Source organism: Weissella tructae (genome assembly GCF_000732905.1).
Taxonomy (GTDB): Bacteria; Bacillota; Bacilli; order Lactobacillales; family Lactobacillaceae; genus Weissella; species Weissella tructae.
The window spans coordinates 1,120,380-1,139,273 of the sequence record NZ_CP007588.1 but is presented as its reverse complement, the minus strand read 5'-3'; the positions used below and the strand labels follow the sequence as shown (position 1 = coordinate 1,139,273).

Below are 18,894 nucleotides of genomic sequence, written 5' to 3'. Positions count from 1 at the left end.
GCGGTAAGATTAAAGCTGGTATTGTTTACCAACCACAATTTGGGAATTGTCCTGGTACGACTATTTATATTTTTTGGTAAAGTAAACAAACAAATTATTGGAGGAAATTTCCATGCGTACAACTTATATGGCAAAAGCCGGTGAAATTGATCGCAAGTGGTACATTCTTGACGCGACTGATGTTCCTTTGGGACGTATCTCAACTGTAGCAGCATCAATCTTGCGCGGTAAGAACAAGCCAACTTTCACACCCCACGTTGACACTGGTGACAACGTAATCATTATCAATGCTGAAAAGGTCGCTTTGACTGGTAACAAGGCATCTGACAAGATTTACTACCACCACTCAAACCACCCTGGTGGATTGAAGCAACGTAAGGCCGGTGACTTGCGTGAAAAGAACCCACAACGTTTGCTTGAACTTTCAGTTCACGGAATGTTGCCAAAGGGATCTCTTGGTCGCCAACAAGGTTTGAAGTTGCATGTCTTCGCTGGTTCAGAACACAACCACGAAGCGCAACAACCAGTGTTGTTGGACATCAACAACCTTATCTAATTTAACGAAAGGAGAATAGTTTATTATGGCTACTGTACAATACTACGGAACTGGTCGTCGTAAGAACTCTGTTGCTCGTGTACGTTTGGTACCTGGTAACGGTGCGATTACAATCAACGGTCGTTCAGCTGAACAATACATTCCTTTCGCTAACTTGCGTGAGGTTATGGTTCAACCATTCAACGTTACTGAAACACTTGGTCAATACGACGTATTGGTTAACGTTGATGGTGGAGGTTTCTCTGGTCAATCAGGTGCAATCCGTCACGGTATCTCACGTGCCCTTTTGCAAGTTGACCCAGACTTCCGTGCAGCTTTGAAGTCAGCAGGATTGTTGACTCGTGACGCACGTATGAAGGAACGTAAGAAGCCTGGTCTAAAGAAGGCCCGTAAGGCATCACAATTCTCAAAGCGTTAATCTTTACGATTATTCGTTATCGAGAGTTGGACGTTATTCAACTATCAAATATGAAAACACCCAATCGCTTAGGCGGTTGGGTGTTTTTGTTTTATAATTAAACATACATGGCGTGTATAGAAAATAAAGTGTATTGAGGTGATAGGATGATGGCAATAATAACGGAAATTGAGAATAGACTGAAAGTATTAGAAGGTGGAATATTCCAAAAAATGATGGATGACTATCTTGGATTGAAATATTTTAGCGAATTAAAGTCATATGGAGTACAATATGGTACAAATAAACCTATTATTGGCGTTCCAGATTCCTATATTGCACACGAAGATGGTACGTATACATTAATAATGTACGGAACAAGTGCTAAGTCTGTCACAAAAATGAAATCAGATTTAGCAGACGTTTTAAATAAGAATAAAGTTAATATTGATAATGATTTAATTAAACAAATTATTTTGGTTTCAACTGCAGATAGAATTAGTGTAGAGGATAATCAAAAATTGAAAAAAAGTGCGGAGAATATTCCATTACAAATCTTAACATTACGAGATATTGCAATGGATATAAATCAAAAGTATCCGCGACTTGCAAAAGATTACTTAGATATTCAAGTAGATTCGAATCAAATTTTTTCACAATCTAGTTTTATTGAACATTATGATAAAAACCATTTGATGGCTCCCTTGGAGCTCATGTATATACCTATTGACAGCGTTTTAGAAGAGATTAAAGAGATTATCATGGAGAAACAGGCAACGTTAATTATGGGTGCTCCAGGGGTGGGTAAAACACGTACAGTATTAGAAATTGCTAAATATTTTGAGACCATAGGCTACGAAGTGATTGTTATAAAAAATAATGGCTTGCCTTTATATAATGATATAAGAGTACAAATTGATGAAAGAAAACAATATCTGGTCATTTTTGACGATGTAAATCAAACAAAAAATTTAGATGCTATCCTTTCTTTTTTTCAAGAACAACGACCACGAGTAAAAATTGTTGGAACAGCTAGGTTATATGAAGTGAACAACATTAGAAAAAAGTTTCAAAGATTTGATCAACAAGCAGAAATTTCAATGACTGGTGTGAGCGACATAAAAATTGATGAAATTCTGGAACGCTCGATGGACATCAAAAATGACGGAGTACGAAAAGACATATTAAAAATCGCAAAAGGAAATCCTAGAATTGCGGTATTAGCGGCAAAATTGGCTAAACGTGAATTGAAAAATATAGAAACAATCACAGATCTTTTTAAGGCACATTTTAATCCTTTGCTAGAAAAAAATGAGTTAACAATCATAGATATTAAAACATTATTTGTTTTATCATATTTTGGTAAAGTGAATATTGAAAATAATAAAAATGCTAATATGTTAGTGGAATATCTATCTATTACAAAATTTGAATATGAAGAAAGCCTTCAACGTTTGACAAATTTTGAGTTGATAGACATTTATTTAGGAATCCCAAATGTTACGGATCAAATATTTAAAGATTACATCATTGAGTATGTTTTATTGGATAAAAAATTAATAAAAATTTCAGAATTGATAAAAATGTTTTATGTATCGGACTCAGAAAGATTGATTACGATATTAAACACACAATTATCTATGTTCAATGATTCAGAATATTTCACGTATTTACAAAAAGAAGTAAAGGAACTTTGGCGTGTTAGTGATGAAAAATTGTCTAATTACTTATTAGAAACATTTTATGTTTTCGATGAGTTGAAAGCTCTAAGTATGATTAGAGAACGTAGTAACTTATGGTCTAGTACTGTCGAAAAACGGGAAGTTACAGAAGATATATTCGAAAGAGATAAAAAGAATCACAATATTAAAATTTCAGAAATAAAAATTTTAGCCGGATTTAAGCGATTAGAATATATGCCCAACGCGATAAGATTATTGTCACAAATATTGTTGAAGAGACCGGATTATATTTTGGATGTGTATATGGGCGTAAAAGAGTATTTACCCACAAAAGATTCTTATCAAAATGATTACGAGATTGAATTGAAATTTTTAAAAGAATTTTGGAAACATTTTTTTGGAAAATCAGAAAATCACGACCGTGTTGTAATACAAATAATGCAAGAATTCTTAAATATATCATATTCAATAACAGAATTTAATGATACAAAATCAGTAAGATTCATATCATGGGATATAACTCTTACAGATGGAGTAAAAGAGTTAAGAAATTTTATTTGGCAAAATCTATCTATTTTTTACCAAGATGATAGATATAAAAATATTATAACTAAGTTTTTATATAGCTATTCTTGGTACGGTCGAGAAGATTTTAATGTTGAAATATTAAAGTTCGATTTTGAATGCATTAAAAAATATATTGATATTCAAAACGTTGATATAAGTTTTTCGACGTACATGGCTTTTAGAAGGTTAAATAAATTAGGTATTGAGAAAAATGTTACTGTACAGAATTATTTTAAAATTAATGAAATATCTGGAATAGAGAAATACTTAGTAGTATTAGAATTGTTATCTGATAAACAAGAATGGGATTATGAAAAAGGAATAGACCTTATTAGACCTAAAATAAATAACTATAACATGGTAGATATAGGACGTTTGTTTAGGTTAGCGAAGTCATTGGAAAAATTAGAGTATATAAAACAACAAGATTTTTTAGTGACTACTTTAAAAATCACTATTCAACTTTCCGATATAGAATGTCTAGATGAAATTATGAATGAGTATTTTAAGTCGGGTGCACCGTACACACAGTATGTATGTACGGTTTTGCAAGAGTTCAATATAAAAACACGTAAAATGATGTGGGAAATAATTCATAATAACAAAACACAAGAAGGGGATATTTGGCGACAGCATTTTTGGAATACTTGTGAAAGTACAGAAATTACTGATGATATGATGAATGAATTTAGCGACCATTTAAATTTAGTAAAACAAGGAAAATATGACGTCCCTCGGATTAGTACATTGTTATTATTTGATGAAATTAATCCAGACATATTATTGGAAGGCACTAAAATAGCCAATATATTCGCAACATATGAAAATCAAATGGCGGGACAATTTTTAGATTCTAGAATGAATGAAAATTTATTAGTAAGTAAATTTAAAGATAATTTGGAAGTTTTGGAAGAGTTGTATCTTAAAGGGTTAAGTAGTAATCATTTTGATTATCAAGGTGAATTATTCTCGGAAATATTAAATCTAGATGAGAATTTCGCGCTTGTATGTATTTCGTATTTAAATGAACATTTTCGTCTGTCTGATCGCATGAGCATAATGTTTGAACGTATATGGCAACATAAAAATGGTCAAAAATTAATAGCTGATGTGTTAAACCTAGCAGTAACAGAGTTCATGTTTTTTGATGAATATAAAAGTATGTTTTCTCAAAATAATGATGTATCAACAGCGGACTATAAATATGCAATAGAATCATTTATTAAAGCCCATAAAAATAATAAAAAATCTGTTGTAGGATTTTTTGGATACTATGTTAATACATTACCGTTAGAAGAAAGACTGTACTATTGGGAATTCTTATTACAGCAAAATATTGACGTGGAACATTTGTTGGAAATACCATTAACACCGATGTCGTGGGCATGGTCTGGAAGCCAGATACCGTTAATAGATCAAGATATTGAGTTTATTACAGAATTACTTAAAATACCCGTATTGGATAAGAATGATGATTATTTTGATTTGGTATTAATGTGGAAAGAAAGAAAACAAGACCAAGTAGATTATCGAAAACGAACGTTGATAAAAGAATATGTGGAACCATGGTAGACAAATATAGGAATCATACAGTATGATAATAGACAGAAATCAGCCCTCGTAACTTTTAGGAGGCTATTTGTGAATATTGAAAAGGCTATGAAGTTAGCAGGTGGTGTATTATCAGTGGTTCACGTATCACGACATCATCAAGACTATCAGGATTATAAACAAGAATTGTTAATTTTGATTTTTAACGCTTATAATGAAAATCCAGAGGTTTCACTAACGGAGAATAAACTATTATTTAAGTTTCTGAAATGGCGTTTAATCGATCGTCTACGTAAAAATACGCGAGATCAAGAGTATGTAGACGTGTCAGAAGAATTACCGGTGATGGTGTCTGATGAATGGGAGCAATGTAATTTACGTTCTATGTTTGAAACGTACATGTCTACGTTGGACAAAGAAGATGTTTTATATCAGTTGATGAAGTTATATTTAACTACGCCGGGATATCTAATGAATGATTACTGTAAGTTGCTTAACATACATCGGACAACTGCTCGTCGACAATTTGATCGCATAAAGGAAGAATTCAAGGTATTACAATATGATAAATAGGCCTCTGAGGATGCTTGCACTCTGTATCCAATCAGATTCTATATCGGGGCTGATTTCCAAACTGTTTGCGATTAGGAGTGTATTATCCTAACGTTGAAATTAATATTCAGCACCACAATAACGAGGCGTTAAAGCTTTAGTTATTGTGGTTTTTATTTTATGAAAAATCTATTGAGGTGAAAGAAATGTTATCTAGTTATGAAGAGTTATTTGATAAATTGACTCGACAAATTAGAATGTATCAAGTAAACTAGCTCGTGGAAATACCCCTACACAAGTGTTTTAGAAATTTGTGAGGGACTTTATGGTAGTTGGTATATCTTGTAAGCAATACCTGTCTAAAGGACAATGTTGGATGATATATGTGGATGTAAGTAGATTCTTACGCCGCATTCGTTATATCTATTTCTATAGGAGATAATACTCCATGTGGAGTAATGCTTATACGAATCTAAATAGATAATTTGGTGTGATAGGGTGGTTTCCAATTGATTCGATATGATAAGCCTGTAATGCTTTTACGAAGTATTATGGCATGGGATTATGAATCAGTTAACCATCTGTATGATAATGAGATAATGAAAAAAGCCCTCGGCAAATGCCGGGGGCTTTTCGTATGGTGTAGTTTTTATATGTTTATACTAACAACATTGCTAATCCGATAATAACAATCAAACCAGTAACTGAGATAACAGTTTCTAGTACAGTCCAGATTTGGAATGTTTGCTTGATTGAGATGTCGAAGAATTCTTTGAAGATCCAGAATCCAGCATCGTTAACGTGAGAAGCAACCAATGATCCAGCTCCGATAGACAAGGCAACCAAAACAGCGATCAATGGGTTTGCTTGTGCGGCAACAACTGAAGTCAAGATACCAGCAGCTGTCATACCAGCAACAGTGGCTGATCCAACAGAAACACGCAATAGAGCAGTAACAACCCAAGCGAACAAGATCAACATAACAGGTGACATGTCACCGTTTGTTTGGAACATTTGTGCAACAGTATCTGAGAAACCAGAAGTAACCAAGACACCACGCAAGGCACCACCACCACCGACAATCAACAAGATTCCGGCAACGGCGTTGATTGCTTCGTTCATTGAAGCACCAACTTGTGTCATGTCACGCTTTTGCCAAATTCCCATTGAGAAGATAGCGAAAATCAATGATACAGTCATCGCAACCGCAGGGTTAGCCATGAATTCAATGATTGAGTCTGTCATAGTTGGGTTAGCTGGTGTAACACCACCAGTGTAAATCATCTTGTAGACAGTCGCGATAATCATAAAGATCAATGGGAAGATTGATGTCAAAACTGACAACCAGAAAGAAGGTGTCTTTTCTAGATCGTAATCTTCAACAGGGCCAATAGCAGGCAATTCTTCCTTCATAACGAAAGCTTCAGGTGCATACTTTTGAGCCAACTTAGTGAACAAAGGTCCACCAACAATGGCAGTGATAATGGCAACAACCAAACCAAGCATCAACATCAAACCGATGTTAGCACCCAAGGCTGTGGCAACAGCAGTTGGGGCTGGTTGTGGTGGCAAGAATCCTTGTGCTGATGATAGCGCAGCAGTCATTGAGATACCTAGGTATAGCAATGGCACCTTAGCTTCAATCGCAACGGCGAAGACAATAGGAATCAAAAGAACCATTCCAACACCGAAAATCATTGAGATTCCGATGATGAATGATGCAATCAAAACGGCCCATTGTAGGCGCTTTAGACCGAACCAGTTAATCAATGTACGAGCGATACGGTATGAACCACCAGCATCCGCAACCAAACGACCAATCATTCCACCAAAGATGAAGATAACTGAGTTTGATCCCAAAATGTTTCCGACACCTTGGTCCCCTAGGACGGCGCCAGGAATAGTCATTGGGTCCATTCCAAGTAGCAAGGCCAAAACAAAGGCCGTGATAATAAGTGACACGAATGTGTTCAACTTGCATTTAACAATCAGCACCAAAAGAAGGGCGATTGCAATGGCTAACATTAAAAACTCCATATATTTCCTCCAGTAAAAACTAACCTCATCAGTATACTCCTAATGATACGAAAAAGGTGGGGTTCTGAAGGGGTGGAGACCAGATGAGTCAAACGTAGGGGGTGACTTTGTGAAAAAAAGCACTCACGGTGCGTGAACGGTGGGTTTACTTTGTGAATGCTTTATCATATTGAAAGTTTAAGTTTTTCTTATGAAATAAAAATAGTAGGCCTTAATCCTTAGACTCAGGCACGAAAGTGTCTAGCGCAGCCCAGAATGCAACGATAATAAACACAATTAGATAGTGCCATAGGACTGTTTGAAAGGCATTTCCATAGACATTTGTATAGGTATTGATTGTGCGTTGTAACACAATCAGAGAGATTAACTCTTCAACTGCGATGATTAATGTCGTTAATGCAACTGCGGCTGCGGTAACTGCACCAATCAATAAGATAGCTGAACCTAGTCGTTGCATAATCCAACGAAACGACCATGGTTTTGAATCGATATTGCGCATGTATATGCTCCCTTAATTCAGTGGTATTGTTTTCTATTATACGTTATTTTGTCATATCGTCCATGATAATAGCGCCATTTACACTGATTTTAAGGCGGGGTTAGTTAAAACCTAACATAATATCGTAAACTAGTTTATAATAGGTACATATAAAAAAGGTTCATGAAGGAGGCAGGCATGTCAAATGATTTAATTTCGGTACATGGTGCCAGAGCACACAATTTAAAGAATGTATCGGTTGATATTCCGAAAAATAAATTTGTTGTTGTGACTGGTTTATCGGGTTCAGGGAAAAGCTCGTTGGCGTTTGATACACTATACGCAGAAGGTCAACGTCGTTATGTTGAGAGTCTATCAGCATATGCACGCCAATTTTTGGGACAAATGGAAAAGCCGGATGTTGATTCAATTGAAGGGCTGAGTCCAGCAATTTCTATTGATCAAAAGACGACTTCAAAAAATCCACGTTCAACAGTAGGGACAGTTACAGAAATTAATGACTATTACCGTTTGTTATTTGCTCGTGTGGGAAAGCCGGATGCGCCGGCTGACGGGACAATTGTTAAGCCAACAATTGATCAAATGATTAACACAGTTTATGAAAAATTAGAAGAAGGTGCTCGGATGCAAATCTTGGCGCCAATTATTCAACATAAGCGTGGGTCACATGCAACAACATTAGACCGTATCAAGCAAGAAGGGTTTGTTCGTGTCATGGTTGATGGTGAGATGTTGGAAGTATCTGAAGACATTAAACTTGATAAGAATAAGTATCATGATATCGCGGTGGTCGTGGATCGTATTGTCTTAAAAGAAAGTTCACGTGCCCGTTTGTTTGAAGCCTTTGAATCAGCATTACGTATGGCCGAAGGTATTGTAACGGTAGATGTACTAAAGGGTGGGGACTCTTTGACGTTTACCGATCACTATGTGGGACCGTTAAAAAACTACGCAGTTGGAAAACTAGAGCCACAATTGTTTTCATTTAACTCACCAATTGGTGCCTGTGAAATCTGTGATGGTTTAGGGGAAACAATGGAAGTTGATGTGGACCGTATTGTGCCAGATACGACCAAGACATTGGCGCAAGGGGCGATTGCGCCTTGGAATCCAATTTCATCAAACTATTATCCTGAGCTGTTACGTCAATTTGCAGAACAAAATGATATTCCTATGGATGTACCTTATGAAGATTTGAATGATGACCAAAAGCATCAAATTCTACATGGGTCAGATAAGGAATTCCATTTCCACTATGAAAATGATTTTGGTGGTGTACGTGATGTTGAAACAACGTTTGAAGGAATCATTACCAACATCAACCGTCGTTTCCGTGAATCAACATCAGATGTTACCCGTGAACAAATGCGTGCATATATGGATGAATTACCTTGTTCAACATGTCATGGTTACCGTCTAAACAAAGCAGCACTGTCTGTTAAGGTGGGGACAAGTAACATCGGTGAATTGGTATCATGGCCGGTTGATGAAGAATTGATCTTTATGGAGGCTTTGACATTCAGTGAACAAGACGAAGCAATTGCGCGTCCGATTATTAAAGAGATCACAGATCGTCTGAAGTTCTTGAAGAATGTGGGGTTGGATTATCTAACCTTGTCACGTTCAGCGCGTACATTGTCTGGTGGTGAATCACAACGTATTCGTTTAGCGACACAAATTGGGTCAAACTTGTCTGGTGTGATGTATGTTTTGGACGAGCCGTCAATTGGATTGCATCAACGTGATAATGACCGTTTAATTGGATCATTGAAAGCAATGCGTGATTTAGGCAATACATTGATTGTGGTTGAACACGATGAAGATACAATGCAAGCCGCGGACTATATCATTGATGTGGGACCTGGTGCAGGAGCGCACGGTGGTCAAATCATGGCCGTTGGAACACCACAAGAAATTGAAGCGAATCCAGATTCACTAACAGGACAATATATGTCTGGCGTTAAGCTAATTCCCGTACCAGAAACACGTCGTAAGGGGAAGGGTGAGAAACTTGTGTTGAAGGGGGCCGCAGAAAATAATCTGAAGAAGGTTAATGTGAACTTCCCATTAGGTGAATTCGTTTCTGTGACAGGTGTATCTGGATCAGGTAAGTCAACGTTAGTTAACACGATTTTGAAGCGTGCATTGAAACAACAGTTGAATAATAATTCTGAAAAGCCAGGTAAGTACAAGTCCTTAACAGGGGTTGAACACATTGATAAGATTGTGGATATCAATCAAAGTCCAATTGGGCGAACACCACGTTCTAACCCAGCTACTTATACAGGTGTATTTGATGATATGCGTGAACTGTTTGCGAATACCAATGAAGCTAAATTACGTGGATATGCAAAGGGACGTTTTTCTTTCAATACTAAGGGGGGACGTTGTGAAGCCTGTAAGGGTGATGGTGTCCTAAAGATTGAAATGAACTTCTTGCCTGATGTCTATGTGAACTGTGAAGTATGTCATGGGACACGTTACAATTCAGAAACGCTAGAAGTGAAGTACCGCGGTAAGAATATTTCTGATGTTTTGGATATGACTGCGGAAGAAGCGGTTGAATTCTTTGCGTCTATTCCAAAGATTCGTCGTAAGCTACAAACGATTAATGATGTGGGATTGGGATACGTTAAGCTTGGTCAATCAGCTACGACTTTGTCTGGTGGTGAAGCGCAACGTATGAAGTTAGCCGCTGAATTACAACGTCGTTCAACCGGTAAGACTTTCTACATCTTAGATGAACCAACAACAGGATTACACACAGATGATATTGCACGTTTACTAGAAGTACTACAACGTCTGGTAGATGGTGGAAATACGGTCTTGGTTATTGAACACAATCTAGATGTGATTAAGACATCTGATTGGATTATCGATATGGGACCTGAAGGTGGTGCTGGTGGTGGAGAAGTTTTGGTGACTGGAACACCTGAAAAGGTTGCGGCAACACCAGAGTCTTACACTGGTCGATATCTAAAAGAAATCATGGCGCGTGATCAAGCACGTTCAGCGCAATAAACATTGAAAACTGAATTAACACAAAAAGCAACAAGCGAGAGCTTGTTGCTTTTTTAATTCACTGATTACATTTTGTACGAATACGCTTCATTCATTGTGAATATGGAACGAATTAATTAGAGAAGTGGCGAATGTTTTGAGTTTTATGCGGGTTACGCATATTGACTTATTTTTGGGCATGAAAAGACATTTAATGTCTTTTCAAAATAATGCATGGGCAGTATTTTAAGTTTCGTGCTTTGGTATCTCAAATAACAAAGCATGATTAGTGTTTAGAAGATCATGAACTTTATCTCCACCAACTATTTATCTAGAGACGGGGAGGGAAAAGCATGGTTTCTAAGAATACTCAAAGGAGAATTGGGTGGGCCGTCAGATATGCAGCATGCTGGTACGTAGTTTACCAGCATGCTTGTGGTTCTTAAGTGTTTTATCTTTGCCTATGTTAATCCGAGTGTTAGCGCAATTGTGTCATGAATTGCCAGCTATCATTACCGGAGGTAACACGTTTTTACGCTGTGTATAAGCGTTATAACATTAGGGCAAAAGAAAAACGCCATCACGATAAGTGATAGCGCCCGATTCTTCTAGAGACTAATCCGCGTTAGGTAAGGCCAAAACTTACCTAACGCTTTATTGATTGGCTTAAGTATAAATCTAAAAAATAAGAACTGTCAATGGCGTAATTTTTTGATGGATTAATTGGTACACTTTGGTTTTGGGAGATGTTTTTATGATGTGACAATGAAACGATTTAAATTAAGCCTAGATTATTTGAAGCGTTTTAATTTTAAGTAGTTTGTTGTAATATACAAATTAAGGTGTGTTTTTTGTTTTTTAAAAACGCTATGAGACGCTATTTGTGGTTACAACAAATAGGGTAATTATGTTACAAAAAATTGGGGATACAATCTTAAATATTTCAGGAAATATCTTTGCTGATGCGACTCAGAAGCATCAATCTGGAGAATGTTTTGGTATACCCTAAAGAAGGCGACGATAGAAGTTGTATATGGCTGTTTTTTGAGAATGCTGGGGCACTAGTTTAGGAGGACGTTAACAATGGGTGGGGACTATCATGATTAAGAATCTAAACACAGATACACAAATCGCTCTAAGAGACGTTGTCCCGAATTTAATTACATGTATTCCAGTGTCGATAGTTATTTCGTTTTATGGTGCAATATATCTCGCGATAGTTTTGATTGGCGCAAGCGTTTTGTTGTTTATCATTGATTTATTGTTTTTGAGATATACAAAGTGTGGACGGAATCGAGTTCTGAAGGAAAAAAGAAAGCGTGAAGAAAAAATGTAATTTAAACGCCTAATACATGGTTTGTAAACTATGTATTAGGCGTTTTTCACATTAATTATGGTTTCGTGTAATGGTTAAAATAAAACATAGTCAATCATTGATAATCCTTAGAATGAAACGCCCGGCTTAATGATAGGTAAAGCCAAAGATGATATAATAAACTATCATGAAATACTGGAAGGGGAGACCAATGGCAAAAAAAGAATTATTGATTGTAACTGGAATGAGTGGAGCTGGAAAGACTGTCACCATGGGTGCTTTGGAAGACATGGGATACTTTACAGCGCAAAACATTCCTGCAGCGATGTTGCCCAAAGTTTGGAACTTAATTTCAAATGATGAAACTGTTGAACGAGCTGCGATTATGATTGATGCTCGTGCAGGGAATTTCTTCACAGAATTGAAAGAAGAGATTGCAGAAATGCGTGCAACAAGCCAGAACGATTATGATTTGAAAATCTTATTTTTGGATGCATCAGATCACGAATTGGTTGCCCGTTATAAAGAAACACGTCGCTTACATCCCCTGGGTGGCAGCAAAGGTGTGTTAGCCGGAATCGCCAAAGAACGTCGTTTGTTGGCTGATATTGAAAAGTTAGCATCACATACGATTAGTACTGATGAATACTCATCTAAAGAATTACGTAATGTGATTATGGAACGTTATGGGACTGAAGACGATAAGCGTACGTCATTCACTGTCCAAGTGATGAGTTTTGGCTTTAAATATGGATTACCTGCAGACGCTGACATCGTGATGGATGTCCGTTTCTTGAACAATCCATACTATCTAGAAGAATTACGTCCACAAACAGGATTAGATGCACCCGTGTCAAATTATGTGTGGGAAATTGACGATGCACAAAATTACTACCAACAAGTACAACAAACCATTGAATGGCTATTGCCACGATACAAGGCCGAAGGGAAGTCCAATGTATCGATTGCGTTTGGATGTACAGGTGGTCAACACCGTTCGGTTGCCTTTGCGCACCGTTTGGCAGAACAATTAAAAGCTGGGGACTATACGGTGAATGAGTATCACCGCGACATTGAACGTCGAAAGAGGAAGTAATGTTATGGACAGTACACACACAACGCGCCCTCGCATTGTTGTTATTGGTGGGGGTTCAGGACAACCGATTGTTCTGAAGGGACTCAAGAAATTAGATGCAGATTTAACTGCGATTATTACGGTGGCCGATGATGGTGGTTCTTCAGGAACCCTACGGGATTATTTGAATACCATTCCGCCTGGTGATATTCGTAACGTAATGGCTGTCTTAGCTGATGTACCGGAAAATATTATTGATGTCTTCCAATATCGCTTTAAAAAAGAAGATGAAATGTTGGCGGGTCATGCGTTGGGTAATTTGATTATTGCGGCCATGGCAGAAAAGGAACAAGACATTTTCTTGGGTGTCCAACAATTAGCCGAATTTATGAATGTCCAAGGACATGTGTATCCAGTAGCAAATGAACCATTAGTCTTACACGCCAAGTTTAGTGATGGCGCAATTCTATCTGGTGAAGCAGAAATTACGGCAGCGCATGGTGTGATTGATAATATTTGGGTCACACCGCAAGCGGATTCTGCCAATACAGAAGCGCATGCACCACAAGAAGTGATTGATGCGATTTTGGGTGCGGATGAAATTGTATTGGGACCAGGGAGTCTGTATACGAGTGTCTTGCCCAATGTGATGGTCCCGAATGTGCGTGAAGCATTGAAGGCAACTAATGCCAAAATCACTTATGTAGCGAATATTATGACGCAAAAAGGTGAAACGGATCATTATACAGAAGCGGATCACGTGCGTGTAATCAATGAACACGTAGGTCAACGTATCGTAGATACATGTATTATGAACGCAACGAAAGTACCTGAAGATTACGTGGACTGGCATCGTTGGAGTGAAATCTCAACACAAGTTGATTTTGATCCAGATGCTGTTCGCGCTGAGGGGGCTAATCCGGTGATTGCAGATTTATTGGAATTACGTGAGAATGGTGCTTTTCATAATGAAGATAAAGTTGCGTGCTTAATCATGGAAATTGCAAAGGCGATGAACGATTAGAAATGAGGTAGTCCATGTCATTTGCAAGTGATGTGAAAAAAGAATTAACCATGTTGGATATTAGCAATCCGGACAATGCGCGTGCCGAATTGGCGGCGTTGTTACGAATGAATGGATCACTAGGTTTGCAAAACATGCAGTTTACACTGAATGTACAAACTGAAAATGCAGCAACTGCGCGTCGTGTCCTAAAGCTATTACAAAAATTTTATGATTTGCCATCGGAAATTAGTGTCCGCCGTCAAATGAAGTTACAAAAGAATAACCTATACGTGGTACGCATCATGCAAGGGGTCAATGGCTTGCTAGATGATCTACACATCCTTGAAGATGGTGCCATGGTACCAACACCACCTGATGAATGGTTAGCCGATGATGGGATGGCACGTTCATATTTGCGTGGGGCGTTTTTAGCGGCTGGATCAGTTAATAATCCTGAAACAAGTCGATATCATTTAGAGATTTACTCACTATATGAAGAACAAGCGCAACAATTGGAACGATTGATGAATCGTTATGATTTGAATGCGAAAGTCGTTGATCGTCGTTCGGGTTATATTGTGTATCTAAAAGAAGCCGAAAAAATTGCCGATATGTTGATGGTCATTGGGTCAACGAGCGCAATGCTGAAATTAGAAGATGTCCGCATTGTGCGTGATATGCGTAATTCCGTTAATCGTTTAGTTAATGCCGAAAATGCCAATATGGATAAAACCGTGAACGCGAGTCAAAAGCAAATCGATGATATTGAATATCTGGACGCTGAAGTTGGCTTGCATCGTTTACCTGAAAAGCTACGCGAAATTGCGTTTGTCCGTTTGAAGCATCGTGAAGCACCTTTATCAGAATTAGGAGATTATGTTCCGAGTGGTGCGATTTCTAAGTCTGGTGTGAATCACCGTTTGCGTAAGTTAACCAAAATGGCAGAAGATATGCGAACGACTGGGCAAATGCCTAAGGGTATCCAACCAAATCAACCGCGTTAAATATCGCTATCTTCTCTTGAAGAGATAACTTTGCAATGACATAGGTGATGACGTTTCTACAATAATGATAGGAGAATAGTGACTATGACGAATCAGAGTGGTTTTTCTGAATTTGAAAAGCAAGCGATGAAAGAACGTGCGCTTGAATTACGAAAAGAACAAGAGAATAAGCGTAGTAAAAAGAATCCAGAAGCAGATGTATTGGAAGCCATTGCTGCAATGCCAGCGGAATCCGCGTTGATTGCGGCTAAGATACATGCCTTAGTTGAAGAACTGGTTCCTGGTACGAAATGTAAAACATGGTATGGTATGCCAGCCTATATGAATGATGCTGGTAAGATTGTTATGTTTTTCAAAGAGGCAGAAAAGTATGAGTCTCGTTATTGTACCTTGGGCTTTGACGATGCAGCGCAATTAGATGACACTGATATGTGGGCAACTTCATATGCGCTTGTGGCTTGGAATGAGGTTGTGGCAGATAAAGTTAAAGGTCTTATCAGTACTGCTTTTGGAGTATGATATAATGAACTAAATTAAAGAGTTTGAAGGGAGTTTCAACATGTTACCAATTCCTTATGTTATTGAACAATCATCACGTGGTGAACGTTCATACGATATTTTTTCACGTCTATTGATTGACCGTATTGTGATGGTCACAGGACCAATTGATTCACAAATGTCTACATCAATCATTGCGCAATTGCTATTCTTGGATGCGCAAGATCCAGACAAGGACATCTACATGTACATCAACTCTCCAGGTGGAGAAGTGATTGCGGGGATGGCCATCTACGACACAATGCAATTTATTAAGTCTGACGTCCAAACAATTGTTATTGGAATGGCTGCCTCAATGGGGTCTGTTTTGGCGTCTTCTGGTGCCAAGGGTAAGCGATTCATCTTACCTAACTCACAATTCATGATTCACCAACCTTCTGGTGGTGCGCAAGGGCAACAATCTGATATCGCGATTGCGGCTGAAGAAATCATGAAGACACGTAAGAAGTTGAACCAAATCTTGGCAGATAACACTGGTCAACCATATGAACGTTTGGAACAAGATACTGAACGTGATTACTGGCTAGATGCAGAAGAATCTGTTGCGTATGGATTAGCCGATAAAATTATGGTTAATGCAGCGGATCGTGAAACTGAAAATAAATAATGAACAAAGTCGACTTTTTAGGTCGGCTTTTTTTCTTACCAAAATCGGGTCATATCAAGCAAAAAGAGCCACATTTCGAAAAGTCTGATAAAAACTTCACAAAATACGTATTTGTTTGTTGACAATTTCACAAGCAATGATTTACAATAATACATGTTAAGAAAAGTTATTAAAACTCAATTCGGAGGAATATATTATGAAGATTTTTGCATTTGGAATTCGCGCTGATGAAGAAGCAGATTTGAAGGCATGGGAAGCTGCACACCCTGGTGTTGAAGTTGCTTTCACAAGTGAATTGTTGACACCTGAAACAGCTAAGTATGCTGAGGGAGCAGACGCTGTTAACGTGTACCAACAATTGGATTACACACGCGAAACTTTGGCTGCATTGCACGAATTGGGAATCAACAAGATGTCATTGCGTAACGTTGGAACTGACAACATCGACTTCGATGCTGCTCGTGAATTCGACTTCAGCATTTCAAACGTGCCAGTTTACTCACCAAACGCGATTGCAGAACACTCAATGATTCAATTGTCACGTTTGCTACGTCGCGCTAAGCAATTGGATAACAAGGTTGCTAAGCATGACTTGCGTTGGGCACCAGCTATCGGTCGTGAAATGCGTATGCAAACTGTTGGGGTTATCGGAACTGGTAACATCGGACGTGTTGCAATCAAGATTTTGCAAGGATTTGGAGCAAAGGTTGTTGCTTACGACAAGTTCCCAAATGCTGAAATTGCAGAACAAGGATTGTACGTTGACTCACTAGACGAATTGTACGCACAATCAGATGCTATCTCATTGTATGTACCAGGTGTTCCTGAAAACCACCACATGATCAACGCTGAATCAATCGCTAAGATGAAGGATGGCGTAGTCTTGGTTAACGCATCACGTGGAAACTTGATGGACTTGGACGATGTTATTGCTGGTTTGGACTCAGGAAAGATTTCTGACTTCGCAATGGACGTTTACGAACATGAAGTTGGACTATTCAATGCTGACTGGTCAGACACTGAATTCCCAGATGCTAAGATTGCAGATTTGATTGCACGTGAAAACGTGTTGGTTACACCACACACAGCTTTCTACACAACTAAGGCTGTTCAAGAAATGGTGACACAATCAATGGACGCATCACTTGACTTCATCAATGGTGAAACACCAGCGATTGCAGTTGAATACTAAGAATCAATAATTAACGAAAACTAGGGGTTATAGAGGCATGACGAGTAAAGTTTTTGATGGTACGTATGAGTTTAATGTGAAAGATTTCTTCTTTAAGGTTCTTTCAGGATCTGCACAAGGAATTTTGATTGGTGTGCTACCAGCCGCCGTATTGAAGTATGTTTTGATGCCATTCATGGCACAAACATGGGCAATGGATTTGAACGCTATCTTGGTATTGTTTGGATCATTCATTCCTGTTTTGATTGGGGTTGCGGTTGCTTTGCAATTCAACATGCGTTCGCTTGACGTGGGAGTTATGGCGATTGCAACAGGAGCAGCATCTGGTTCAATTAAGTGGGCCACTGTTGATGCTGGTTTTGTTAACCCAATTACCGGTGTTGCAACAAAGGCGCCAAGCACAGTTTACCTAGCATCTGGAGCGGGTGACGTGATTAACGCGATGATCGTTGCCGCAATCGGTGTGTTGGTTATCTGGTTGGTTTCTAAGTACTTGGGTGGATTTGGTGCCGTAGCCATTATCTTCAGCCCATTGCTAATTGGTGGAGGGGTTGCCTTCCTTGGTCGTTTGATTGCCCCTTACGTGGGAGCAATCACAACTGCAATTGGAGATGTTGTTCGTTTGTTCACTGACCTACAACCATTGCCAATGGCAATCTTGATTGCAATGGCGTTTGCCTTCATTATCATCACACCTGTTTCAACAGTTGGAATTGCGTTGGCAATTTCATTGGCTGGACTTGGTGCCGGTGCTGCCGGAGTTGGGGTTGTCGCAACAACAGTTATCTTGTTGTTGAACTCAGCTAAGGTTAACAAGAAGGGAACAACAATTGCGATCTTCCTTGGAGCGATGAAGGGAATGATGCCAGCTGTCTTCAAGAAGCCAATCATGATTACTGCCTTCCTAGGAACAGCCGCTTTGGCCGCTATTCCAGTTGCATTGCTAAATGTACAAGGAACACCAACATCAGCCGGATTCGGTTGGATTGGAATGGTTTCACCTATTCAATCAATGTTGGCACAAGGATCTGACTCATTGTTCATCAACAACGTTATCGGTGTTCTACCTGGTTTGATGGTTTGGTTTGTAATTCCAGTTGCTGCTGGATTCTTGGTTGACTACCTATGCACAAAGGTATTCCACCTATACTCACCAGAAGACTTCAAGCAAGACATGTAATATAAACAATAAAAGCAGGACACTCATGTTGAGTGTCCTGCTTTTTTACTGTCTAAGGATACAGCGATAAGGAAGGTGTGGTGGTGGGCAATACATGTAGATTTGATTGTATAAGC

The 18,894-nt window shown here is 38.4% G+C and carries 14 protein-coding genes; 12 read left to right on the top strand and 2 right to left on the bottom strand.

Features of this window, described 5'->3' with window-relative positions:
• The first annotated feature begins 112 nt into the window (after nt 1-112).
• From rplM to WS08_RS05530, 4 genes are all read left to right on the top strand, one after another.
• A complete protein-coding gene (gene rplM, locus WS08_RS05545) occupies nt 113-556 on the top strand; it encodes a 50S ribosomal protein L13 (RefSeq protein ID WP_009764984.1) in 444 nt (147 codons plus the stop codon).
• A 25-nt stretch (nt 557-581) separates the two neighbouring features.
• Nucleotides 582-974, top strand: a complete 393-nt coding sequence (gene rpsI, locus WS08_RS05540) for a 30S ribosomal protein S9 (protein WP_009764983.1) — start codon at nt 582-584, stop codon at nt 972-974.
• A 146-nt stretch (nt 975-1,120) separates the two neighbouring features.
• The gene (locus tag WS08_RS05535; protein ID WP_038566694.1) at nt 1,121-4,774 is read left to right on the top strand and encodes an ATP-binding protein; all 3,654 of its coding nucleotides are present in this window, start codon (nt 1,121-1,123) and stop codon (nt 4,772-4,774) included.
• Nucleotides 4,775-4,843: 69 nt separating this feature from the next.
• On the top strand, nt 4,844-5,326 hold the full coding sequence (locus WS08_RS05530; RefSeq protein WP_009764981.1) for a hypothetical protein: 483 nt from the start codon (nt 4,844-4,846) through the stop codon (nt 5,324-5,326).
• A 636-nt stretch (nt 5,327-5,962) separates the two neighbouring features.
• Here WS08_RS05530 and WS08_RS05525 read toward each other — a convergent pair.
• Both WS08_RS05525 and WS08_RS05520 read right to left on the bottom strand, forming a co-directional pair.
• Nucleotides 5,963-7,342 (bottom strand): gluconate:H+ symporter, encoded by a 1,380-nt coding sequence (locus tag WS08_RS05525; RefSeq protein WP_009764980.1) that lies wholly within the window; start codon nt 7,340-7,342, stop codon nt 5,963-5,965.
• 211 nt (nt 7,343-7,553) lie between these two features.
• A complete protein-coding gene (locus WS08_RS05520) occupies nt 7,554-7,841 on the bottom strand; it encodes a hypothetical protein (RefSeq protein ID WP_009764979.1) in 288 nt (95 codons plus the stop codon).
• Nucleotides 7,842-8,018: 177 nt separating this feature from the next.
• On the opposite strand from WS08_RS05520, the gene uvrA reads away from it, so the two are divergent.
• From uvrA to WS08_RS05475, 8 genes are all read left to right on the top strand, one after another.
• Nucleotides 8,019-10,862 carry an excinuclease ABC subunit UvrA gene (uvrA, locus tag WS08_RS05515; RefSeq protein WP_009764978.1) on the top strand — a complete coding sequence of 948 codons (2,844 nt, stop codon included), beginning with the start codon at nt 8,019-8,021 and terminating at the stop codon, nt 10,860-10,862.
• A 1,505-nt stretch (nt 10,863-12,367) separates the two neighbouring features.
• Nucleotides 12,368-13,252, top strand: a complete 885-nt coding sequence (rapZ, locus tag WS08_RS05505) for an RNase adapter RapZ (protein ID WP_009764976.1) — start codon at nt 12,368-12,370, stop codon at nt 13,250-13,252.
• A 4-nt stretch (nt 13,253-13,256) separates the two neighbouring features.
• Complete coding sequence (locus WS08_RS05500) at nt 13,257-14,255, top strand: gluconeogenesis factor YvcK family protein (protein ID WP_009496213.1); 999 nt, start codon at nt 13,257-13,259, stop codon at nt 14,253-14,255.
• Between the two features lie 14 nt (nt 14,256-14,269).
• Nucleotides 14,270-15,241, top strand: a complete 972-nt coding sequence (whiA, locus tag WS08_RS05495; protein ID WP_009496212.1) for a DNA-binding protein WhiA — start codon at nt 14,270-14,272, stop codon at nt 15,239-15,241.
• Between the two features lie 84 nt (nt 15,242-15,325).
• Complete coding sequence (locus tag WS08_RS05490; RefSeq protein WP_009496211.1) at nt 15,326-15,760, top strand: hypothetical protein; 435 nt, start codon at nt 15,326-15,328, stop codon at nt 15,758-15,760.
• A 40-nt stretch (nt 15,761-15,800) separates the two neighbouring features.
• Nucleotides 15,801-16,406 carry an ATP-dependent Clp protease proteolytic subunit gene (locus tag WS08_RS05485; protein WP_009496210.1) on the top strand — a complete coding sequence of 202 codons (606 nt, stop codon included), beginning with the start codon at nt 15,801-15,803 and terminating at the stop codon, nt 16,404-16,406.
• A gap of 196 nt (nt 16,407-16,602) precedes the next feature.
• Nucleotides 16,603-17,598, top strand: coding sequence for a D-2-hydroxyacid dehydrogenase (locus WS08_RS05480; RefSeq protein WP_009496208.1), 996 nt, complete (start codon nt 16,603-16,605; stop codon nt 17,596-17,598).
• 37 nt (nt 17,599-17,635) lie between these two features.
• Complete coding sequence (locus WS08_RS05475) at nt 17,636-18,778, top strand: PTS sugar transporter subunit IIC (protein ID WP_009496207.1); 1,143 nt, start codon at nt 17,636-17,638, stop codon at nt 18,776-18,778.
• Nucleotides 18,779-18,894 lie beyond the last annotated feature (116 nt).